Origin of the sequence: Nocardia harenae NBRC 108248, assembly GCF_001612885.1 — a bacterium.
Classification (GTDB): Bacteria; Actinomycetota; Actinomycetes; order Mycobacteriales; family Mycobacteriaceae; genus Nocardia; species Nocardia harenae.
The window spans coordinates 24,913-44,773 of the sequence record NZ_BDBH01000001.1 but is presented as its reverse complement, the minus strand read 5'-3'; the positions used below and the strand labels follow the sequence as shown (position 1 = coordinate 44,773).

General features: G+C 70.7%; 21 protein-coding genes and 2 tRNA genes. 11 read left to right on the top strand and 12 right to left on the bottom strand.

Annotated elements, in window-relative coordinates; genetic code table 11:
- Nucleotides 1-84: 84 nt before the first annotated feature.
- Nucleotides 85-1,569: a flavin-containing monooxygenase gene (locus NH2_RS00230; RefSeq protein ID WP_067646299.1), complete on the bottom strand. Its 1,485-nt coding sequence runs from the start codon at nucleotides 1,567-1,569 to the stop codon at nucleotides 85-87.
- Nucleotides 1,566-2,402, bottom strand: a complete 837-nt coding sequence (locus NH2_RS00225) for an SDR family NAD(P)-dependent oxidoreductase (RefSeq protein ID WP_067646296.1) — start codon at nucleotides 2,400-2,402, stop codon at nucleotides 1,566-1,568. Before NH2_RS00225 ends, NH2_RS00230 begins: the two co-directional genes overlap by 4 nt.
- A gap of 102 nt (nucleotides 2,403-2,504) precedes the next feature.
- Between NH2_RS00225 and NH2_RS00220 the strand changes: the two genes are divergently transcribed.
- Entirely contained in the window at nucleotides 2,505-3,137 is a 633-nt protein-coding gene (locus NH2_RS00220) for a TetR/AcrR family transcriptional regulator (RefSeq protein ID WP_067646293.1), read from the top strand.
- Nucleotides 3,138-3,140: 3 nt separating this feature from the next.
- Here the strand turns inward: NH2_RS00220 and NH2_RS00215 are convergent, their stop codons facing one another.
- Both NH2_RS00215 and NH2_RS00210 read right to left on the bottom strand, forming a co-directional pair.
- Nucleotides 3,141-4,229, bottom strand: a complete 1,089-nt coding sequence (locus NH2_RS00215; protein WP_067646290.1) for an amidohydrolase family protein — start codon at nucleotides 4,227-4,229, stop codon at nucleotides 3,141-3,143.
- 35 nt (nucleotides 4,230-4,264) lie between these two features.
- Nucleotides 4,265-4,768, bottom strand: a complete 504-nt coding sequence (locus NH2_RS00210; protein ID WP_218021646.1) for a TetR/AcrR family transcriptional regulator C-terminal domain-containing protein — start codon at nucleotides 4,766-4,768, stop codon at nucleotides 4,265-4,267.
- Between NH2_RS00210 and NH2_RS00205 the strand changes: the two genes are divergently transcribed.
- From NH2_RS00205 to NH2_RS00170, 8 genes are all read left to right on the top strand, one after another.
- A complete protein-coding gene (locus tag NH2_RS00205; protein WP_245650359.1) occupies nucleotides 4,742-5,155 on the top strand; it encodes a Dabb family protein in 414 nt (137 codons plus the stop codon). The genes NH2_RS00210 and NH2_RS00205 overlap by 27 nt on opposite strands.
- 112 nt (nucleotides 5,156-5,267) lie before the next feature.
- Complete coding sequence (locus NH2_RS00200) at nucleotides 5,268-5,444, top strand: hypothetical protein (protein WP_157103539.1); 177 nt, start codon at nucleotides 5,268-5,270, stop codon at nucleotides 5,442-5,444.
- Between the two features lie 35 nt (nucleotides 5,445-5,479).
- Nucleotides 5,480-6,322 (top strand): alpha/beta hydrolase fold domain-containing protein, encoded by an 843-nt coding sequence (locus NH2_RS00195; protein ID WP_067646284.1) that lies wholly within the window; start codon nucleotides 5,480-5,482, stop codon nucleotides 6,320-6,322.
- Between the two features lie 107 nt (nucleotides 6,323-6,429).
- Entirely contained in the window at nucleotides 6,430-7,962 is a 1,533-nt protein-coding gene (locus NH2_RS00190) for a CoA-acylating methylmalonate-semialdehyde dehydrogenase (RefSeq protein WP_067646281.1), read from the top strand.
- Between the two features lie 2 nt (nucleotides 7,963-7,964).
- Nucleotides 7,965-9,104, top strand: a complete 1,140-nt coding sequence (locus NH2_RS00185) for an acyl-CoA dehydrogenase family protein (protein WP_067646278.1) — start codon at nucleotides 7,965-7,967, stop codon at nucleotides 9,102-9,104.
- A 39-nt stretch (nucleotides 9,105-9,143) separates the two neighbouring features.
- Nucleotides 9,144-10,235: an enoyl-CoA hydratase/isomerase family protein gene (locus NH2_RS00180; RefSeq protein WP_067646275.1), complete on the top strand. Its 1,092-nt coding sequence runs from the start codon at nucleotides 9,144-9,146 to the stop codon at nucleotides 10,233-10,235.
- Complete coding sequence (mmsB, locus tag NH2_RS00175; protein WP_281202000.1) at nucleotides 10,232-11,125, top strand: 3-hydroxyisobutyrate dehydrogenase; 894 nt, start codon at nucleotides 10,232-10,234, stop codon at nucleotides 11,123-11,125. Before NH2_RS00180 ends, mmsB begins: the two co-directional genes overlap by 4 nt.
- Entirely contained in the window at nucleotides 11,122-11,913 is a 792-nt protein-coding gene (locus tag NH2_RS00170) for an enoyl-CoA hydratase (protein WP_067646272.1), read from the top strand. Before mmsB ends, NH2_RS00170 begins: the two co-directional genes overlap by 4 nt.
- A gap of 175 nt (nucleotides 11,914-12,088) precedes the next feature.
- On the opposite strand, the gene NH2_RS00165 is transcribed toward NH2_RS00170, so the two are convergent.
- Nucleotides 12,089-13,189: an Hsp70 family protein gene (locus NH2_RS00165; protein WP_067646270.1), complete on the bottom strand. Its 1,101-nt coding sequence runs from the start codon at nucleotides 13,187-13,189 to the stop codon at nucleotides 12,089-12,091.
- A gap of 62 nt (nucleotides 13,190-13,251) precedes the next feature.
- Nucleotides 13,252-13,818: a MarR family winged helix-turn-helix transcriptional regulator gene (locus NH2_RS00160; protein WP_067646267.1), complete on the bottom strand. Its 567-nt coding sequence runs from the start codon at nucleotides 13,816-13,818 to the stop codon at nucleotides 13,252-13,254.
- Nucleotides 13,819-13,907: 89 nt separating this feature from the next.
- On the opposite strand from NH2_RS00160, the gene NH2_RS00155 reads away from it, so the two are divergent.
- Nucleotides 13,908-13,979, top strand: a tRNA-Cys gene (locus NH2_RS00155).
- A gap of 33 nt (nucleotides 13,980-14,012) precedes the next feature.
- Here the strand turns inward: NH2_RS00155 and NH2_RS30375 are convergent.
- The gene (locus NH2_RS30375; RefSeq protein WP_084505097.1) at nucleotides 14,013-14,693 is read right to left on the bottom strand and encodes an Rv0361 family membrane protein; all 681 of its coding nucleotides are present in this window, start codon (nucleotides 14,691-14,693) and stop codon (nucleotides 14,013-14,015) included.
- A gap of 356 nt (nucleotides 14,694-15,049) precedes the next feature.
- On the opposite strand from NH2_RS30375, the gene NH2_RS28500 reads away from it, so the two are divergent.
- Nucleotides 15,050-15,226, top strand: coding sequence for a hypothetical protein (locus tag NH2_RS28500; protein WP_157103538.1), 177 nt, complete (start codon nucleotides 15,050-15,052; stop codon nucleotides 15,224-15,226).
- Nucleotides 15,227-15,322: 96 nt separating this feature from the next.
- Here NH2_RS28500 and hemC read toward each other — a convergent pair whose 3' ends face one another.
- From hemC to NH2_RS00125, 5 genes are all read right to left on the bottom strand, one after another.
- Nucleotides 15,323-16,255 (bottom strand): hydroxymethylbilane synthase, encoded by a 933-nt coding sequence (gene hemC, locus NH2_RS00145; protein WP_084505096.1) that lies wholly within the window; start codon nucleotides 16,253-16,255, stop codon nucleotides 15,323-15,325.
- A 559-nt stretch (nucleotides 16,256-16,814) separates the two neighbouring features.
- Complete coding sequence (locus NH2_RS00140) at nucleotides 16,815-17,990, bottom strand: helix-turn-helix domain-containing protein (protein WP_067646257.1); 1,176 nt, start codon at nucleotides 17,988-17,990, stop codon at nucleotides 16,815-16,817.
- Between the two features lie 106 nt (nucleotides 17,991-18,096).
- Nucleotides 18,097-18,169: transfer RNA gene (locus NH2_RS00135), tRNA-Arg, on the bottom strand.
- A gap of 49 nt (nucleotides 18,170-18,218) precedes the next feature.
- A complete protein-coding gene (locus NH2_RS00130; RefSeq protein WP_067646254.1) occupies nucleotides 18,219-18,926 on the bottom strand; it encodes a DUF305 domain-containing protein in 708 nt (235 codons plus the stop codon).
- Nucleotides 18,923-19,819 carry a thioredoxin-like domain-containing protein gene (locus tag NH2_RS00125; protein WP_067646251.1) on the bottom strand — a complete coding sequence of 299 codons (897 nt, stop codon included), beginning with the start codon at nucleotides 19,817-19,819 and terminating at the stop codon, nucleotides 18,923-18,925. Before NH2_RS00125 ends, NH2_RS00130 begins: the two co-directional genes overlap by 4 nt.
- Between the last annotated feature and the right edge of the window lie 42 nt (nucleotides 19,820-19,861).

The following is a 19,861-nucleotide window of genomic DNA, read 5'->3' as shown; positions in this document are numbered from 1 at the left end:
CGTCGGGTGCCGTTCTCCAGTGTGATCCGGCTAACCGTCAGCCGGAAGGTAGCGGCGCTGCCCGCCCACTGCCCTACACCCGCCTCAGGCGGCGGAGAACCGGTAGTCGCCGAGATCGAAGTGCCCGGCCCGCCACGCCGCCTCCAGCGTCGTCGACGGCCGCAGCGGCACGTCGCCGTGCTTGTCGAAGTAGTAGCTGTTCGCGTTCGCGCAGCTGTCCTGCCAGAACACCTGACCGCCCCGGCGCGAGAGCATCTCCCGGAAGTACCGGTCGTTGGCCGCCTCGCTGATCTCCACCCGGGTCGCGCCGCGCGAGCGGGCGTGTTCGAGGCAGCGCAGGATGTGCTTCGTCTGGTTCTCGATGAGGGTGAAGTACGAGGCGCCGTTGTAGCCGTACGGCCCGATCACGCAGAAGAAATTGGGGAAGCCGGGAATGCTGACCCCCTCGTACGCCTGCAGCCGGTTCTCGTCCCACCACTGCTCCAGATCGCGCCCGCCGACCCCGCGCAGGTCGAAGGTCGGCATGCTGCCGGACTCCATCACCCGGAACCCGGTGGCCAGGATGAGCGCGTCGACTTCGTGCTCCACCCCGGACACCGTGCGCACCCCGGTCGCCGTGACGGCGGCGATCGGATCGGTCTCCAGCGCGACGTTCGCGCGGTTGAAGGTGCTCAGGTAGTCGTTGGAGAAGCTCGGCCGCTTGCACCCGAGCGCGTAGCGCGGCGTGAGCTTTTCGCGCAGCGCCGGATCGCGCACCGAGCGGCGCAGGTGCGCGTGGCCGATCCGCTCGGCGGCCGCCGCGGTGGGCAGGGTGGCGTAGTAGTGCGCGGCCACCGGGAAGGTGAGCTCCACGTAGGTCTGGCTGGCCAGCCGGGTGAGCAGTTTGCCGCCGGGCAGTTTCAGGGCCAGCCGGAGCGGGCCGGGCAGCGGCGCGTCCGGCCGGGGCAGGCACCAGATCGGGGTGCGCTGGAAGACGGTGAGCCGCTCGACCTCCGGCGCGATGGCCGGGATGATCTGCACCGCCGAGGCGCCGGTGCCGATGATCGCCACCCGCTTGCCGCGCAGTTGCTGCCCGTGGTCCCAGCGCGCGGTGTGCATGGTGATCCCGGCGAACTCCGCGATGCCGGGGATCTCCGGCGGCTTCGGCCTGCTCAGCGCGCCGGTTGCGCCGACGAGGAAGCGCGCGGTGAGCTCGGCGCCGTCGCCGGTGCGCAGCCGCCAGCGGTGCGCGGCCTCGTCGAACTCGGCCCGCTCGATGGTGGTGCCGAAGCGCAGGTGCCCGCGCAGCTCGTACTTGTCCACGCAGGATTCGGCGTACGCCTCGAGCTCCCGGCCCGGCGCGTAGACCCGCGACCACTCGTCGCGCTGCTCGAAGGAGAATTGGTAGCTGAAGGACGGAATGTCCACCGCGACACCGGGGTAGGTGTTCCAGTGCCAGGTGCCGCCGACCCCGTCCGCCTCGTCGACGATCAGGAAGTCGTCGAACCCGGCCCGGCGCAGCTGGATTCCCGCGCCGATGCCGGAGAAGCCGGCGCCGACCACGATGATCTCGCAGTCGGCGGCGCTCACCGGACCAGCCGTTCCATCAGCCCGGCGGCGCGGGTGTAGGCGGTGGGCACGAGCCGCTTGGTCGACCAGGCCAGCTTCGCCTCGACCTGCGGCACCACGTACAGCTCACCGCCGTCGACGGCGTCGAGCGTGGTTTTGGCGATGGCCTCCGGCGGCCGCCCGGTCCAGCGCAGCAGCGGGCCGCCGACCTTCGCGGCGAAGCCGTCCAGCGGCGCCTCCGGCGTGAGGATATTGGTCTTGACCGCCGTCGGGCAGAGCACCGTGACGCTCACTCCGGTGCCGGAGAGCTCGGCCGCCAGCGTCTCGGAGAGCGCGAGCACCCCCGCCTTGCTGACGTTGTACGCCGACATCCGTGGCGCCGTGCCGAAGGCCGCCGCCGAGGCGACATTGACGATCGCGCCGCGCCCCGCCGCACGCAGCCGCGGCGCGAAGACGTGGCAGCCGTAGATCACGCCCCAGAGGTTCACGTCCAGGGTGCGCTTCCAGTCGTCCAGGGTCACCTCGCCGACCAGCGGCCCGCCCTGGCCGATCCCGGCATTGTTGATCACCAGCGTCGGGTCGGCGCCGAAGTACTCCTCGGCGATTCCGGCCAGCAGCGCCACCTCGTCGGCCGAGCGCACGTCGCACCGGGTCTCGATGGCCTTGCCGCCCGCCCGGGCGACCAGCTCGACCGTCTCGGCCGCGCGGGTCTCGTCGATATCGGCGACGAGCACCCGCCCGCCGCGCCTGCCGAGCTCGACGGCGAAGGCCCGGCCGATGCCGCTGCCCGCGCCGGTGACCACCGCGTCGGCATTCGCGGTCCGCCGGGGGCCGCCGAAGGGATTGAGCCGCATGCACACTCCTCGAAAGTCGTGGAAGGGGCCCAACTGGTGTCGAGTGACCCCATTGTCCGCACCCGCCACCAATCACACGCGGCCGGTGGTACTTTGTCAACCGTGGCCGTACCTGTTCCCGCGCGCACCTGGGGTGGCCGCACGGCCGCCGAACGCAGCGCCGAGCGCCGGGCCCGGCTCATCGATGCGGCGCTCGCGCTGTGGGCGGAGAGCGGCTGGGCGGCGGTGACCATGCGTCAGGTCTGTACCCGCACCGGGCTGAACGATCGCTATTTCTACGAGCACTTCGCCGATCGCGAGGAGCTGCTCGGCGCGGCCTGGGACGATGTCTGCGCGGAGGTTTTCGCCGACCTCGCGAGCGCGGTCACCGCGGAGCGGCCGCCGCTGGAGATCCTGCGCGAGGCGGTGCGGCGCGCGGTGCGCTTCCAGGCCGACGACCACAGCCGGGCCCGCATCCTGCTCGCCGACCACGCGGGCAGCGCCGTGCTCGAGCAGCGCCGCCAGCGCATGATCGGCGACGCCACCGACCTCATGATCGAGCTCTCCCGCCCCTACCTGCGCCCCGGCGTGGACGAGACCGACTTCCGGATCAGCACGCTGATCGGCATCGGCGGCTTCGTGGAGCTGCTCACCGCCTGGCGCACCGGCACCATCGATATCGACGCCGACCGGATCGCCGAGCACATCCACCGGGTCGGCGCCGTGCTCGGCGCCCGCTTCCTTCCGGTGCCCTGAGGGTCAGTCCTCGATCCGGTACACCCGGCGCGCGTTCCCGCCGAACACCGCGCGCAGCTGTCCGGCATCACAGCCGGACTCGGCGAGGACGAGCGCGACGGCCTCGGCATTGCCGGGAATGGTGGAGATCGGCTTGTCCACCGGGAAGTTCGACCCCCAGATCAGCCGCTCCGCGCCGAAGACGCTGTGCGCGTGCGTGAGCAGCGGCCCGAACCGGTCCACCAGCGCGTCCACCGCGGTGGTGCTGCCGCGCTTCGGCACCGGGTGGCCGAGCACCGGCATCCCGAGGCCGCTCACCTTGGCTACCACGGCGGGGTGCGCGGCGAGCGCCGCGGTGTCGTCGCGCCAGCGCAGCAGCAGGTCGCGGCGGGTACTGGCATCCGCGCCGGTGCGGCTGCCGAGCCTGCCGAAGAGCCCCGCGGGGGTGCCCAGGTGGTTCAGCACGATCGGCACCTCCGGGTACCGCTCGGCGAGCGCGGTGACCTGCGGGATCTGGTGCGAGTAGACCCACGCCTCGAAGCTGAGCCCGCGCTCGGCGAGCGCCGCGAAGCCGTCCAGGAAGGCCGGGGTGGTGAGCGCGTCCGGGGTCGGGCCGAAGGAGCGGACGTCCGGGTCCGGGTGGTTGGCGACCATGGTGCGGATGCCGCGCAGCACCGGCGAGGCGGAGGCGTGCGCATCCAGCAGGGCGGTGAAGTTCGCGGCGGCGGGGTCGGCGGAGGCGATCAGCGCGGCCAGCGCCGGGGTGTCGACGCCGAAGGGCAGGCTCTGTACCCAGCGGGTCTCGTCCGCCTTGCCGAGCGGTGCGCTCGCGTGCCAGTCCACCTCGATGTGCACGATCCCGGCGACCGGGAGCTCGCCCGCGTCGGCGCGGTAGTCGGCGGGCAGGTAGGGCTTGGTGTAGGCGGTCGGGTCGCCGACGAACTCGCGGTCCCGCTTCTTCGCCACCCGGACCGCGAGGTCGATCGGCACCGGCAGGTACTTGAAGAGCTTGGCCAGCGAGCTGAAGTCGCGCGGGGTGCCGAGCGGGTCCCACTGGTGGATGTGCGCGTCGATGACGCGGAAATCGCCGAGCTCGGTACCGGCCAGCCGCATGCCTGGTCTCCTGTCGTCGGGGTGTGCGGCGATTGTCACACGGGCCCGGCGGATGGCTGCGGCGATCGGCCGGGTGTGCCGTACGCGGACAGGAACGTGCGCACGGCGGCCGCCGCGATGGCGTCGAGTTCGGTCGCGGGCAGCTCCCGCGTACCGAGCCGGGAGCGGTACTCCAGTACGCCGGTGAGTAGTGCGAGAAGCTGGTCGGCGGCGATATCCGGGTCCGGCGTGCGCAGTCGTCCGGCGAGGGTGAGCCGGGCCAGCCGGTCGGCGAGGGCGGAGCGCAGCCGCGCCGAGGTGGCGTCCTGGATCTCGTCGAGCAGCTCGGGGAAGGTGCTGCTCCCGGCCGCCGCCAGTCTGCGCAGCGCGCGGGAGCGCTCGTCGGAGCAGGCGGCGAGCAGCAGCCGTGCGGTCTCGGCGAGCGCGCCGGGCGCGTCGGTGGCGTCGCGCAGGGGCTCCACCGCGGCCGCGCACGCCGCGCCGACCTCCTCCGCCGCGGCTCGGAGCGCGCTGTGGAAGAGCGTCGCCTGATCGTCCACACCTTTCGTTTCAGCTTGCGGCCGGAGACCACGGCGGCGCAGCGGGAGCGGGTGCTCACGCTCCTGCGCAGCACCGCGGCGCTGGAGTCGGTGTCGTTCGGCACCGTCGGGCGCTGCTTCGGCGATGCCGACGGCTATACGCACGGCTATGTCGTCGGGATCGCCGACCTGGCGGCGCTGGAGCGGTACCTGCACGACCCCGTGCACCTGGCCGGGGATCCGGAGATCGTGCCGCACTTCGCCCGGCTCGGCGTCGGCCCGGAGGTCAGCGACGACCCCGACCCCGAGCTGCCCGCCAAGATCGAGGCGCTGAACGGCGCCAAGATCGCCAAGTACCCGGAGTGGGCCGCGCTGCCGGCGACCATCCCGGAGGTACGCATCTACTGACCCGCGTCCACCCCGGTTTCCGCTCGGCTCGAGCACAATCCGCGACTTCCGCGCCCGGACTCGCTGCAATGGCACGACGACCGCGATCCCCGGACCCCGCGAGGTGTGCACCGTGCCGACCCGAACCCGCACCGGCGAACTTCCCGCCCTCGGCCCGGCCGATGCGGGCGGGCTCATCGACCCGCGCGGCACCCGCCGCGACTTCCGCCCCGAGCCGGAGCCGCGCCCGCAGTTCGCGGGCGCGCCGCTCCTCGGCTTGGAGTGGCTGGCCCTCGGCGGGCTCGGCTGACCCGAAACTCGGCCGAATCCCGGAGAATCCGGGGCATGTCCTGGCAGATGCACGTCCTCGCCGGTTTCGTCCGGCTCACCCGGCACCGCCGCTACGCCACCGCGGCCAATGCCCGCGCCTACCTGGCCGAACCCAAGCGCCCGGCGCAGCCACCGGCCCGCATCCGGCAGCGGCTGAGCACCCGCGAGGTCGAGGGCTTCCCGGTGCACACCGTCGACCCGGAGACGCCGCGCGGCCGGGGCGGCACCGTCTACCTGCACGGCGGCGGCTACGTCGGTGCCATCGCCACCCAGCACTGGGACCTGGTCGCCGATATCGCCGAGGCCACCGGCCGCCCGGTGCACGTCCCCCGCTACGGCCTGGCCCCGCAGCACACCGCCCGTGACGCGCACACCCTGCTCACCGCCCTGCTCGCCGAACTCGACGGCCCGGTGCACCTGGCCGGTGACTCGGCGGGCGCCGGCCTCGCCCTCGCGGCCGCGCTGCAGGCCGAACCCACCGGCCTCACGCTCATCGCCCCCTGGCTCGACATCGCCCTCACGAACCCGGAGATCCCGGCCCTGGAGCGCCGCGACCCCTGGCTCTCGGCCGCCGGGCTGAAACTCTGCGGCGAGGTCTGGCGCGGCGACCTCGCCCCGGACGACCCGCTGGTCAGCCCGCTCTTCGGCGATCTCAGCGGGCTCCCGCCGATCGACCTCTACGTCGGCGGCCGCGATATCGCGCTGGCCGACTGCCGCCTGCTGCGCGACCGCGCCCCCGCCGTCACCCTGCACGAGGAGCCGGGCGCCATCCACGACTACCCGCTGCTCCCGTTCGCGCCGGAGTGCCTGGCCGCCCGCCGCACTCTGCTCGGCACGATCGCCACCGCGCTCGGCTGAGCGGGAGGATAATGGTGTGGTGGGTCACATTCGGTACCCCACCGGTAATTACTTGGACGTCCAACTATAGGATGCCCGTAGAACTCCCCGAGAGAACAGGACTGGGCATGGCTCGCGAACTCACCCACTTCGTCGGAGGCCGGCACGTCGCAGGCACCTCCGGCAATTTCGCCGACGTGTACGACCCCAACCTGGGGCAGGTGCAGGCCAGGGTCCCGCTGGCCAGCAAGTCCGAGGTCGAGGAGGTCATCGCCAACGCGGAGGCGGCGCAGGCGGCCTGGGCGGCCACCAACCCGCAGCGCCGCGCGCGGGTGCTGATGAAGTTCCTCACCCTGGTGCAGGACGAGATGGACAGCCTGGCCGCGCTGCTCAGCTCCGAGCACGGCAAGACCATCCCGGACGCCAAGGGCGACATTCAGCGCGGGCTCGAGGTGATCGAGTTCGCCGTCGGCATTCCGCACCTGCTCAAGGGCGAGTACACCGACAGCGCGGGCACCGGCATCGACGTCTACTCCATGCGCCAGCCGCTCGGCGTGGTCGCGGGCATCACGCCGTTCAACTTCCCGGCCATGATCCCGCTCTGGAAGGCCGGTCCCGCCATCGCCTGCGGCAATGCCTTCGTGCTCAAGCCCTCCGAGCGCGACCCGTCGGTGCCGCTGCGCCTCGCCGAGCTGTTCCTGGAGGCCGGGCTGCCGCCGGGCATCTTCAATGTGGTCAACGGCGACAAGACCGCCGTCGACACGCTCCTGCACGACCCGCGGATCAAGGCGGTCGGCTTCGTCGGCTCCACCCCGATCGCGCAGTACATCTACGAGACCGCGACCGCCAACGGCAAGCGTGCGCAGTGCTTCGGCGGCGCCAAGAACCACGCCATCGTGATGCCCGACGCCGACCTCGACGATGTCGCCGACCAGCTGATCGGCGCGGGCTACGGCTCCGCGGGCGAGCGCTGCATGGCCATCTCGGTGGCGGTGCCGGTCGGCGCGGAGACCGCGGACCGGCTGCTGGAGAAGCTCACCGAGCGGGTGCACAAGCTCAATGTCGGCAAGTCCGACGACCCGGGCGCCGACTACGGGCCGCTGGTCGGCCGGGACGGTGTCGACCGGGTGAAGAAGTACATCGACATCGGCATCGAGGAGGGCGCCGAGCTGGTGGTCGACGGCCGCGGGCTGGTGGTCGAGGGCGCCGAGGACGGCTACTTCGTCGGCGCGACGCTCTTCGACAAGGTCACCTCCGAGATGCGCATCTACAAGGAGGAGATCTTCGGCCCCGTGCTCACCGTGGTCCGCGCCAAGGACTACGAGGAGGGGCTGCGGCTGGCCAACGAGCACGAATACGGCAACGGCGTCGCCATCTTCACCCGCGACGGCGACACCGCCCGCGATTTCGCGGCCCGGGTGCAGGTCGGCATGGTCGGCATCAATGTGCCGATCCCGGTGCCGATCGCCTACTACACCTTCGGCGGCTGGAAGCGCTCCGGCTTCGGCGACCTGAACCAGCACGGTCCCGACTCGATCCGCTTCTACACCAAGACCAAGACCGTCACCCAGCGCTGGCCCGAGGGCGGAAGTCGAGCAGCGTCCCCGGGACGCTCCGCGGGCTCCGCGTCCAACGCCTTCGTCATCCCCACGATGGAATGACAATGTTCGACCTGGACGAGGACGAGCGCGCGATCCGGGACACGGCTCGCGAGTTCGCCGACGAATTCCTCGCGCCGAACGCGCTGGACTGGGACGAGCGCAAGCACTTCCCCATCGATGTGCTGCGCAAGGCGGGCCCGCTCGGGCTCGGCGGCATCTACGCGGGCGAGGAGCACGGCGGCTCCGGGCTGCGCAGGCTGGACGCGGTGCGCATCTTCGAGCAGCTGGCCACCGGCTGCCCGGCCATCGCCGCCTACATCTCCATCCACAACATGGCGACCTGGATGGTGGACCGCTACGGCGACGACGAGCAGCGCAAGCGCTGGTTGCCCGGGCTCACCTCGATGCAGCTGCTGGCCAGCTACGCCCTGACCGAGCCAGGCGTCGGCTCGGACGCGGCGGCGCTGAGCACCAAGGCGGTGCGCGACGGCGACGACTACATCGTCAACGGCTCCAAGCAGTTCATCTCCGGCGCCGGCTCGACCGACGTCTACGTGGTGATGGCCCGCACCGGCGCGCCCGGCGCGGGCGGCATCTCGGCCTTCGTCGTGGCGGCCGACACGCCGGGGCTCTCCTTCGGCGCCAACGAGAAGAAGATGGGCTGGAACGCCCAGCCGACCAGGCAGGTCATCTTCGAGAACGCGCGCGTGCCCGCCGCCAACCTGCTCGGTAACGAGGGCGACGGCTTCCGGATCGCCATGAACGGGCTGAACGGCGGGCGGATCAATATCGCCGCCTGCTCGGTCGGCGGGGCCCAGGCCGCGCTCGACCGGACCGTGCCCTACCTGGCCGAGCGCCAGGCATTCGGCCAGCCGCTGCTGAAGAACCAGGCGCTGCAGTTCGACCTCGCCGATATGCGCACCGAGCTGGAGGCCGCCCGCACCCTGCTCTGGCGGGCCGCGGCCGCGCTGGACGCGGACGCCCCCGACAAGGTGGAGTTGTGCGCCATGGCCAAGCGGTTCGCCACCGATGCCGGGTTCGAGGTTGCGAACAAGGCGCTGCAGTTGCACGGTGGCTATGGCTACCTGGCCGAGTACGGAGTCGAGAAGATCGTGCGCGACCTGCGCGTGCACCAGATTCTCGAGGGCACCAACGAGATCATGCGGGTGGTCGTCGCCCGCGCGGTGGTAGGAGTGGCATGAGCTACGGCTGGCCCGCGCTCCTGCCGGGAAGGGCGGAGCATGAGCGGAACGACTGAGCCGGAGGTCCTGATCGAGCGGCGGGACGGCCTCGGGCTGATCACGCTGAATCGGCCGAAGGCCATCAACGCGCTGAATCACGAGATGGCGCTCGCCATCACCGACGCGCTGCGCGAGTGGGCCGACGACGACGCGGTGCGCACCGTCGTCGTCACCGGGGCGGGGGAGCGTGGCCTCTGCGCGGGCGGCGATATCGTCGCCATCCACTCCGACGCCAAGGAGCTGGGCCGCGCGACCGGCGCCGCCGCTGCGGACTCGGCCACCGGCACGTTCTGGCGCGACGAGTACATCCTGAACGCGCTCATCGGCAGGTACGCGAAGCCGTACGTCGTGGTCATGGACGGCATCGTGATGGGCGGCGGCGTCGGGCTCTCCGGGCACGGCAGCCACCGCATCGTCACCGAGCGGTCGAAGATCGGCATGCCGGAGGTCGGGATCGGCTTCATCCCCGACGTCGGCGGCACCTACCTGCTCTCCCGCGCGCCGGGTGAGCTGGGCGCGCACGTCGCGCTCACCACCGCGCGGATGACCGCGGGCGATGCCATCGCGGCGGGCTTCGCGGATTACTACGTGCCATCCGAGCAGATCCCGGCGCTGCTGGACACCCTGCGCACCGAGAGCGCCGACGACGCCATCGCGAAGTTCGCCACCGCCGCGCCGGAGTCGGCGCTGGCCGCGCAGCGCTCCTGGATCGATGCCGCCTACAGCGCGGACACCGTCGAGGAGATCGTGGCCAGGCTGCAGGCGGGCGACGCGCCGGAGGCGAAGGCCGCCGCCGCGGACATCCTCGGCAAGTCGCCGGTGGCGCTCAAGGTCACGCTGCGCTCGCTGCGCCGCGCCCGCGAGCTGCCGAACCTGGAGGCGGTGCTGAACGAGGAGTACCGCGTCTCCATCGCCTCGCTCGCCTCGCACGACCTGGTCGAGGGCATCCGGGCGCAGGTCGTCGACAAGGACCGCAATCCGCAATGGCAGCCGGCCACCCTGGCCGAGGTCACCGACGGGCTGGTGGCGGAGTACTTCGCCGAGCTCGGCGATCGGGAGCTCGGGCTCACCACATCGGAGGACGAACAGTGAAGATCGGATTCCTCGGTCTCGGCCACATGGGTGCGCCGATGGCCGCCAACCTGGTGAAGGCGGGCCACGATGTGCTCGCCTTCGACCCGGTGCCCGCCGCCCAGGAGCAGGCCCGCGCCGACGGCGCCACCGTGGTGCCGACCGCCACCGAGGCGGTGGCCGGGCGCGAGGTGGTGATCACCATGCTGCCCAACGGCAAGCTGGTGCTCGACGTCTACGGCGACATCCTGCCCGCCGCCGAACCGGACACCCTCTTCATCGACTGCTCCACCATCGACGTCGCGGATGCCAAGACCGCCGCTGAGCGCGCGGTGGCGGCCGGGCACCGGGCCCTGGACGCCCCGGTCTCCGGCGGCGTCGCCGGTGCCGCCGCAGGCACGCTGACCTTCATGGTCGGCGGCGCGGAGGCGGATTTCGCGGCCGGGCTCCCGGTGCTGGAGGTCATGGGCGGCAAGGTGGTGCACTGCGGCGGCGCCGGCGTCGGCCAGGCCGCCAAGATCTGCAACAACATGCTGCTCGGGGTCTCCATGGTCGCGCTCTCCGAGGCGCTCGTGCTCGGTGAGAAGCTGGGGCTGAGCCACCAGTCCTTCTACGACGTGGTCTCCACGGCGTCCGGCCAGAGCTGGTCGCTCACCACCTACTGCCCGGTGCCGGGGCCGGTGCCGACCAGCCCCGCGAACAACGACTACAAGCCCGGCTTCGCCACCGCGCTCATGACCAAGGACCTCGGCCTCGCCGCGAACGCACTGCGGGACAACGGGGTCGACGGGCAGCTCGGCACGCTGGCCGCGCAGATCTACACCCGCTTCAACCAGGCGGATGCGGCGCGGGATTTCTCCGCTATCGTCACCGACATCCGTGACCGCTCGAACCAGGAGGCCCCCGAGTGACCGATTTCGAGACGATCCTGCTGGAGCGCAAGGGCACCGCGGAGACCGGTGTCGTCGGCTGGATCACGCTGAATCGGCCCAAGGCGCTGAACGCGCTGAACTCGCAGGTGCTCGACGACGTCCTCGCCGCGCTGGACGAGCTGGAGCGCGACGACGAGGTCGGCGCCATCGTGATCACCGGGTCGGAGAAGGCCTTCGCGGCCGGCGCCGACATCAAGGAGATGCAGCCCAGGTCGTACATGGACATGTTCCTGGACGACTACTTCGCCAAGTGGGAGCGGCTCGCGCAGTTCCGCAAGCCGACCATCGCCGCGGTGGCGGGGTACGCGCTCGGCGGCGGTTGCGAGCTGGCCATGATCTGCGACATCCTGCTCGCCGCCGACACCGCCAAGTTCGGGCAGCCGGAGATCAAGCTCGGGGTGATTCCCGGTATCGGCGGGTCGCAGCGGCTGACCAGGGCCATCGGCAAGGCCAAGGCGATGGATCTGGTGCTCACCGGGCGCAACATGGGCGCCGAGGAGGCCGAGCGGGCCGGGCTGGTCGCCCGGGTTGTCCCGGCCGCCGAGTTGCTCGATACCGCGCTGGAGGTGGCGCAGACGATCGCGTCGGTGTCGCTGCCGGTGGCCATGATCGCCAAGGAGTCGGTGAATCGGTCGTTCGAGACGACGCTCGCCGAGGGGCTGCGGTTCGAGCGGCGGGTGTTCCACTCGCTGTTCGCGCTGGAGGATCAGAAGGAGGGCATGAGTGCCTTCACCGAGAAGCGGAAGCCGAAGTTCGTGAATCGCTGAGCTTTTCGCTTCGCGTGCCCCGGTCCGGGTTCGGGCCGGGGCACGTTGTCTTTCCGGGCCGGGCCCGCGGGTTCCGGCGGTGGCAGTCCCGCGTCGTCGTTCCCCCGGGGCAAGCAGGTTCAGCGGGGGTGGGCGCGGGGTGGCAGTCCGGTGTCGTGCCGCGCCGTCGGCGGGTTCAGCCCGGGGTGGTGGTCGGGAGGTCGGCCACCTCAACGGTGGCGGGCGGTGCGACGGGAGCGGGGGAGTCCCGGTCGAAGATGAGCAGCCCGGCGACGGTGGCGCCCAGCACGACGGTGACGCCGGCTGCGGCGAGCACAGCGCGCCGGTTGCCGCGGTGCTCGGGCCCCGCCTGCCTGGCCGCCTCCCTGGCAGCCGCGGCCTTGGCGGGCAGCGCGGCCAGTGCCGCGCCGACCCGGCGGTGCCGCATCCGCACCTCACCGCCCCGGTGCCCGGCGGCGACCAGCACCGCCCCGCGCGCGGAGACGTACTCCGGCTCCGGGTCGTAGATCAGCGGCAGATCGACCAGCCCGGCCAGCTCGGCGCGCATCTCCGGATTGCGGGCGCACCCGCCGAGCAGCACCAGCGCGTACGGCGGCTCCTCGGCATCGTCCACCAACCTGCGGACCAGCGTCGCCGAGCGGCGCACGCTCTGCGAGCACAGCTCGGCCAGGTCGCTGCGGGTGATGACGGCGCGGCCGCCGGTATCCGGATCGCTGGCGGTGATCACCTTGGCCCGGCTCAGCGCCTCCCGGTGCTGCCGGACAGCGTCCTCGTCGGGCAGCACGCCGTCCTCCGCGAGCCGCTGCCGCAGCAGCGTGTCGTAGCGGTCACCGCTCACCGCGGCGCTGTGCAGGCTCTCCAGCACCGTCTCGGTGCCGGTGTCGGCGTGCGTCAGGGTGAGCCCCGAGCTGCCGAGGTCGTAGAGGAGCACCGGCGCGTCGTCGCTGACCTGCCCGGAGAAGCGCAGGTAGCGCAGCTGGGCCAGCGGCTCGTCCACGATGGTGACCCGCTCGATGCCCGCCGCCGCGCGCACCGTGTCGGCGTGCGGCGCGCAGCGACAGGTGACCGCCGTCCCGGTGATCAGCTCGTCCCGCGCGCTCGCGGCCGCGCGCATCAGCCGCACCGCCTCGAAGACGGCCGCCTCGACATTGTCCGGGGTGCCGGGCACGTGGCAGCGATCGATCGGCGGCAGGTGCGGCTGATCCGAATGCGTCAGTACCGCGCGGGCGCCGCCGGCACCCGCCGATACCCCCAGCACCAGCACCATGTCGTTCATGGTGAACCTTTTCCGGCACGGTGCCAAGCTCAGGCCGGTATCGGTTCGCTCCCGGCCCGCCGTCAGTCCGGAGTGCGGACCCGATCGCGGGCCGGCGCCCAGTGTGCCGGGTCCTCGCCCGCGTCGAAGTCGCCCGCCGCCCGCCGGAACTCCGCGAGCAGTTCGAGCAGCGTCTGCACCCGATCCGGCGCCAGCCCGGGCAAGGCGAAGACATTGCTGTTGAGCGCCTCGGTGGCTGCCGCGACCAGCGCGCGCCCCGCCTCGGTGATCTCGATCAGGATGGCCCGGCGATCACTCGGATGCGGCACCCGCAGCACCAGCCCCGCCGCCTCCAGCCGGTCGACGGTATTGGTGACGCTGGTCGGATGCACCTGCAACCGCTCACTCGCCTTCGCCATCGGCATCGCCCCCGTGCGGCTGAAGCTCAGCAGCTGGAGCAGCTCGTACCGGGAGAAGGTGAGGCCACTCGGTTTGAGCGCCTCGTCCACCCGCGCCATCACGATCTGCTGCGCCCTGACCAGCGACGTCACCGCCGCCATCCCGTCGGCGACCTCCCCCCAGCCGTGCGCCGTCCACTGGCGGTGCGCCTCCGCGATGGGATCCTGCGGCAGCGGGCGTGGGCGGGACATGCAGAGATCATATCGGCGCCCCCTTCCAATCAGCCTGAGTGCAACCGTGTTCCCGGCTGCCGCGATGCCGCAGGATCTACTCCAGTCACGCGGGCGTGGCTGAGTGGTTGAGGCAACGGTCTGCAAAGCCGTTTACGCGGGTTCGATTCCCGCCGCTCGCTCTTTCCGGCAGGGTGCGTTTCCGCACCCTGCCATCAGGCCTGATCCTCCGCCGAGCAGACCTTCCACGTGCCGTCTTCCTTCTTGACGTGCTCCTCGGTGTCGGTATCGGTGTCCGGGCTCTCACCCGGCAGCGTCAACGTCATCCGCCCGGAAATGGTCGCCGTAGCCCGATCCCCGGTAATGACGATGTCCTTGATCTCGTTGATCACCACCGACACCTGCGTCTGGTCGAACTCCTGCTTCTGCTCCTCGCTCAGCGCCTCGAACTCGGCCCGATCCCCGCTGCACGCCGTCGCCGCGGCGGCCGCGAAACCGTCCTCGCCGAGGGTTTCGTAGAAATCGCGGATCGCCACCTCGATCTGCTTCTCGTCCGAGGCGAGGGGTGTTCTGCCCTGGGCGGTCAGCACGATGCCCGCGGTGATGCCGCCGAGGATGACCACGAGAAGGACCACAAGGGCGACAATCAGCCCGGTCCGCTTCTTCCGAGGCGGCGGATAACCGGGCTGCTGTCCCCATTGCTGCCCATAACTCGGCTGCTGCCCGTAACCCTGCTGCGGATTCGCCCCGTACCCGGGCTGCGCGTTCCCGGGATTCTGCCCATAGCCAGGCTGCGCGTTCCCGGGACTCTGGCCATAGCCAGGCTGCGCGTTCCCAGGATTCTGGCCATAGCCGGGCTGCTGATAGCCGGGATTCTGCCCGTACCCAGGCGGCATGTTGCCCGGATTCGATCCGTGACCAGGCTGCTGCCCGTACCCGGGCTGCCCCTGATCCGGCCCATACCCACCCGGCGGATACCCGGACTGCGGCCCCCACCCCTGATTCGGATCCGGCTGCGACCCATACGGCGGATAGCTCATAGCGTCCTCCAACCCGGCTGTCCCCGCAGCCTACGGCAGCCGCACTCGATCCGCCCGCTACCGCGGGCCGCCCGTCAGGCGCCGCGAGGCGCCGGTTCGGTAATCCGCGTCACCTCCAGAAACGCCGCCCGTGCGGGCTCGAACACCTCCGGATTCCGCTCCGATATCGCCCAGGCCGACCGCGTCGCCCCGGCTGCCGCCCCCATCAGTGCATGCTGGTCGACATGGATGAACTCATACGGCGGCGAGTGATCGCCGAATGGGACGAGGAACTGCGGAAGAATAAGCGAAGGTGGGGGATCACCAGTGCGGAAGCGCCGTCAGGAGCCGACGTGGTGCGCGAGATTCGCGATGAGTACGACCAGGGGCGGTTCTCGCGGAAGTCGTAGGCGCCTGGTTCGAGAGCACGTCTCCAGCAGAACGATGGCCCCGACCGCACTGTGGTAATCCAGCAGTGCAACCGCTGCCGTGTGCTGCGCGTTCGATCAGTGCGGGATCGCGTTGATGATGGCGCGTGCGCCTTGACGCAGGAGGTCGGAGCCGACGAAGAATCCAAGCGCGGAGGGGTCTTCGGGGACACCCCAGTGGTGCGAGTCGAGCCATTGGGTGCCGTCGAGGCTGAACACTCTGCCGTGCAACGAGAGCCGCCCCGTCACGTCGGTGGTTGCCACTCCGGCGATCGGTGAATTGCAGTGCCCCTGCAGGGCGTGGAGCATCGCGCGCTCGGCGTCGGCTTGGCGGTGGGTCTCCGGGTCGTCCAGGGCCGCGGCGAGGTCGAGGAGTTCGGTGTCGTCGGACCGCGCGACGAGCGCGATGATCCCCGCGCCGATCGGCGGGCACATGGTGTCGATGGGCAGGGTCTCGGTGATGCGGTCCTGGTGTCCGACCCGGACCAGCCCGGACACGGCCGCGATGAGAATGTCGACGTGACCTTCGTCGAGCCTGGCCATACGGGTGTTGACGTTGCCACGCAACGGTTTCACGTCCAGGTGCGGGTAGTGCAGCCGCAGCTGCGCGGCACGGCGGACCGAGCTGGTGCCGACCACCGAACCGTCGGGTTGTTCGGCGAGGGGCCTGCCGTCGCGAGTGATGATGGCGTCGTGGACGTCTTCGCGGGCGGGGTATCCGCCGAACGCGAGTCCGGCGGTGATCGGGATGTCGCCAGGAATGTCCTTGAGGCAGTGAACAGCCAGGTCGGCGTCGCCGCGCAGCAGGGCGTCGTCGATCTCCTTGACGAACGCGCCCTTGCCGCCGAGTTTGGACAAGTCGCCCATCCAGCGGTCGCCGGCGGAGGTGACCTTCACCAGCTCGGTGACCACGCCGAGCCCGGCGAGGCCCGCGGCGATGTTCTCGGCCTGGGCCAGAGCCATCGGTGAGGATCGGGTGGCGATCCGGATGGTGCGCGAACTCGGCGGCATGGCGCGACTCTACCCCCGCACTCTCGCGCCGATGGCGAGGCCACTGGCCTGGTACAGGACGGTGACGATCAGGCCGGGCCGGGTCGCGATCTCGGCGCGGAATCGGTTGATGTGTGGGACTGCCACAGGCGCAGGAAACAGTGGTTACGCGTGTCAGGCCGAGTTGAGACCGCCGGTTCACGGCAACTCGACCTGACGCGGGCGCGCACTCGGCATGGCGGCGGCTCCTGCTGCTCGTCTTCGTGCTGCTGTGTGGGGTAGGGAACGAGACACAGGGCGAGGGTCACGCCGGCGGGCAGGGCTATCGCAATGGTCATGAGCAGCAACGTCATTGGCTCGCTGAGCACGGGGTGCGCCTCTCCACACTGGGGCTACGTGGTAGGCACCCGCCGCCGGGGATACAGCCAAACTGGGGAGGTGTGCGGGTTCGCTTGTCTGTGGGGCTCACCCGGCGGCGAGGCCGAGGCAGACGCTGTCAGCGCGGCAGTGATCTTCGATATGGCGGTACAAGGCGCGTTGCCCGCGAACCGTTAAGAAGTGACGAGAATGCTTGTGCTGCTTAGTATTCCAAGTTCACGAAGTCGGCCAACTCCCGCATGTCCGGCGTGAGGGTCCGGCGTTCCGAAACCACGGTCTGCACGATGTCACGGGCGTAGCGCTGCTGAGTCAGCCACTCCGGCGCGGCGGTGCGGAGTTCGGCGAGGGTGCCCATCGCTTCGGGCCACTGGCGCAACTGGGCATGTGCGTTGGCTACGTCGAGCCGGTGCCGAAGACGAGCGGCAACGTTCGCAGCCGGGATGGCTTGCGGGAGTCTTTCTGCAATCGCTAGCGCCCGAGTCGGCTCCTCGGCGATGACAGCGCTCTCCACGGCTGCGTGAGCCACCGAGACGGGTCCGAAAGCACGGAGCGGCAGACGCTCGAACACGGCCTCCCGGCCGATCCGCACAGCAGCGGCGCGTGCTACGGAAAGCGCATCGTCCGTCGCACCCGGCGAATTGTCCCGGACCGCGACGTTCGCGATGTAAAGGTAGAGCTTGCCCCAGCGCGCCAACTCCTTCGGGGTCGCGCGCGAAAACCGCTGCGGCTCGACCTCATCAGCCCAGTGCTCCGCGAGTCGGCGTGCCGCGTCGAGGTTTCCCTGTCGTAGATGTGACCAGATCAGTGCGTTGATCGCACCCATAACCGTCTCCGGGTCGGCCGCAGCGTCCACAGCCCGGTCCACGGTGAGCGCCGCCGTATCGAACTGCCGATTTTGCACCAGGGAATGCGCCGTGAACCGCAACACCCGCGCCCGGATCTCCCGTCCCTCGTCTCCCAGCGTGTTGGCGTCGGCGATCAGATCGGGCAGCATGGCGGCGACGTCGGCGTAACGGTGAGCTTCATCGAGCGCTGCCAGGGCAGCCAGGGACCCCTCCACATCAGCACTGGGCGGCTGTTCGTCGTCGCGGCGAGGGTTGTCAGGAGCGACCAGAGCGCGCCTCACAGGCTCCCAGATATCAGCAGTGGCGGGACTGGCGTGCTCGGCATCGGTAGAACCGCCCGGTTGCAGCACCGACGTACGCACGCGCAGGGCAACAGCGAGTTTCCGCAGCGTGGCGAGGCGCACCCCCTGATGACCACCTGTCTCGAGTTGCCTGATACGAGCGAGGCTCACTCCGGAAAGGTCGGCAAGCTCTTGTTGCGTCAGTGCTCGGCGCTTGCGAACCGAGCGGACCAGTTCCCCCAATTCGGCCATGCAACCAGGCTAGGCGCGGTACTCGCAGCCGTCGAGGCAGGCGGCGATGAGGTTGACGAGAACGGGCCTTGACCGGCATCACTGCTGGTCAAGGCCCGGGTGTCGGTGCCCTCGGCAGGATTCGAACCTGCGGCCTTCTGCTCCGGAGGCAGACGCTCTATCCCCTGAGCTACGAGGGCGGGATAGCGGGATGAAGCGTAACGCATGGCTCGCCGCCCCACCAAAACGTCAGTTGAGGGGCAGTGGTTCCGCGCCGCGGGCGGCGAGCATGCCGCTCATGAGCTGGGATTCGCCCTGCTGGGTCTGCACCATGGTTCCGGCCAGGCTGCGGACCGGCGTGGTCTCGGCGTGGTCGGCGGCGTAGCGGATCATCTCCAGCCCGCCCTGGTGGTGCCGGAGCATGAGCTGGAGAAACAACGTGTCGAGACCGGGGCCGACCGCCTGGCGCAGGGTGGCGAGCTCTTCCTGGGACGCCATGCCGGGCATCACTTGGACCGGAGAGGCCGGGGAAGACGAACCGCCGTGCGCGTGCCCGCCTTCGGTCGAACTCATCCACCCCATGTGCCCGTCGATGCTCTGCGCGGGCTCGTTCCACAGCTGCAACCAGCCCTGCATCCGCCCTACCTGGTTCTGCTGGGTGGTGAGGATGTCGTAGGCGAGCCGCCGCACATCGGTGTCCGTGCTGCGCACCAAGAGCACCCCGGCCATCTCCACCGCCTGCGCGTGGTGCGCGGACATGTCCTGGAGGAACCCGACATCCACCGGCCCTGGATCGGGCTGGCGGGCGCCGTCGATGGGCAGCCGGGCCAGCGCGCCCAGCGCGAAGCCGATGAGCATCGCGCCGAGCACGCCGAACACCAGCAGCGCGGTGCGCTGGCGCTGGAACTGGCCCGCCGGCGAAACCGGGCGTTCCTCGGTGGCGACGTCCCCGCTCACTGCGGCACGCCGGGCGTACCCGGCACCGGGAACTCGTTACCCGGCATCCCGGGCAGCCCGGGAATACCGCCGGGCAGCCCGCCCAGCTCACCCTGATCGGGGGTCAACCCGGCACCGTCCATGGGTACCGCGTCGGGGCCGGGCGGGGTGGCGTCGAAGGGCGGCGGGTTGTCGGTGTCGAAGGCGATGGTCGAGCAGTCCGCGCCGACCTCGGGGTAGGTGTAGTTGTTCAGCCGCAGCGCGGTGATGAACTGATTGATCCGCTTGTCGTCGACGCTGTCCACCTTGAGCTGGTGGCCCCAGGACTGCAGCGAGATCGCGGAGTCGAGGCCGGGGAAGGGGGACATCAGGGTGTACGGCTTGCCCTCGACCTTGGCCGCCAGGGTCTCGACGCCCGCGCTGTCCACCCGGTCGGGGTTGTAGGCGATCCAGACCGCGCCGTGCTCCAGCGAGTGCACCGCGTTCTCGGTGCGGATGGCCTCGTCGTAGACGACGCCGGTGCAGGTGGCCCAGGACGAATCGTGCGGGCCGCCGAAGGCCGGTGTCCTGTCGTAGGCGACGCGCTGGGTGGGGCCGATGTGCAGCCCGGCCGGGTACTCCTGCTTCACCACGCCGTCGATCTGGTCCGACGGGTCCTGCCGCTCGGCGCTCGGGGTGAATCGATCGAGCTCGGCCTGCTCCTGGTACTTGGGGACCAGGTAGTAGGCGAGCGCGCCGACTAGTGCGACAATGACCGCGGCCGCGCCGATCGTCATCCAGGGGATCTGTCGTCTCTGCAGGCCGCCGCCCTTGCGGTCACCGCCCTTGCCGGACGGCGCGACCTTTCCGGCGGCGCGGACGGCTTTCGCCGACTTGGAACCACCGGACGACCTCGGGGCGTTACTACTCGGCATCGCTCGCTGCGCTTCTTTCGACGTGACGGATGGGGCGTGGCC

Coding starts and splice junctions, on each gene's coding strand:
- NH2_RS00225 (WP_067646296.1), bottom strand. CDS start 2,402: ATGCGGCTCAATCCCTTCGGCGGCCCCCGGCGGACCGCGAATGCCGAC.
- NH2_RS00215 (WP_067646290.1), bottom strand. CDS start 4,229: ATGCGGCTGGCCGGTACCGAGCTCGGCGATTTCCGCGTCATCGACGCG.
- NH2_RS00195 (WP_067646284.1), top strand. CDS start 5,480: ATGTCCTGGCAGATGCACGTCCTCGCCGGTTTCGTCCGGCTCACCCGG.
- NH2_RS00190 (WP_067646281.1), top strand. CDS start 6,430: ATGGCTCGCGAACTCACCCACTTCGTCGGAGGCCGGCACGTCGCAGGC.
- NH2_RS00185 (WP_067646278.1), top strand. CDS start 7,965: ATGTTCGACCTGGACGAGGACGAGCGCGCGATCCGGGACACGGCTCGC.
- NH2_RS00180 (WP_067646275.1), top strand. CDS start 9,144: ATGAGCGGAACGACTGAGCCGGAGGTCCTGATCGAGCGGCGGGACGGC.
- NH2_RS00165 (WP_067646270.1), bottom strand. CDS start 13,189: ATGAACGACATGGTGCTGGTGCTGGGGGTATCGGCGGGTGCCGGCGGC.
- NH2_RS00160 (WP_067646267.1), bottom strand. CDS start 13,818: ATGTCCCGCCCACGCCCGCTGCCGCAGGATCCCATCGCGGAGGCGCAC.
- NH2_RS30375 (WP_084505097.1), bottom strand. CDS start 14,693: ATGCCGCCTGGGTACGGGCAGAATCCCGGCTATCAGCAGCCCGGCTAT.
- NH2_RS28500 (WP_157103538.1), top strand. CDS start 15,050: ATGCTGGTCGACATGGATGAACTCATACGGCGGCGAGTGATCGCCGAA.
- hemC (WP_084505096.1), bottom strand. CDS start 16,255: ATGCCGCCGAGTTCGCGCACCATCCGGATCGCCACCCGATCCTCACCG.
- NH2_RS00140 (WP_067646257.1), bottom strand. CDS start 17,990: ATGGCCGAATTGGGGGAACTGGTCCGCTCGGTTCGCAAGCGCCGAGCA.
- NH2_RS00125 (WP_067646251.1), bottom strand. CDS start 19,819: ATGCCGAGTAGTAACGCCCCGAGGTCGTCCGGTGGTTCCAAGTCGGCG.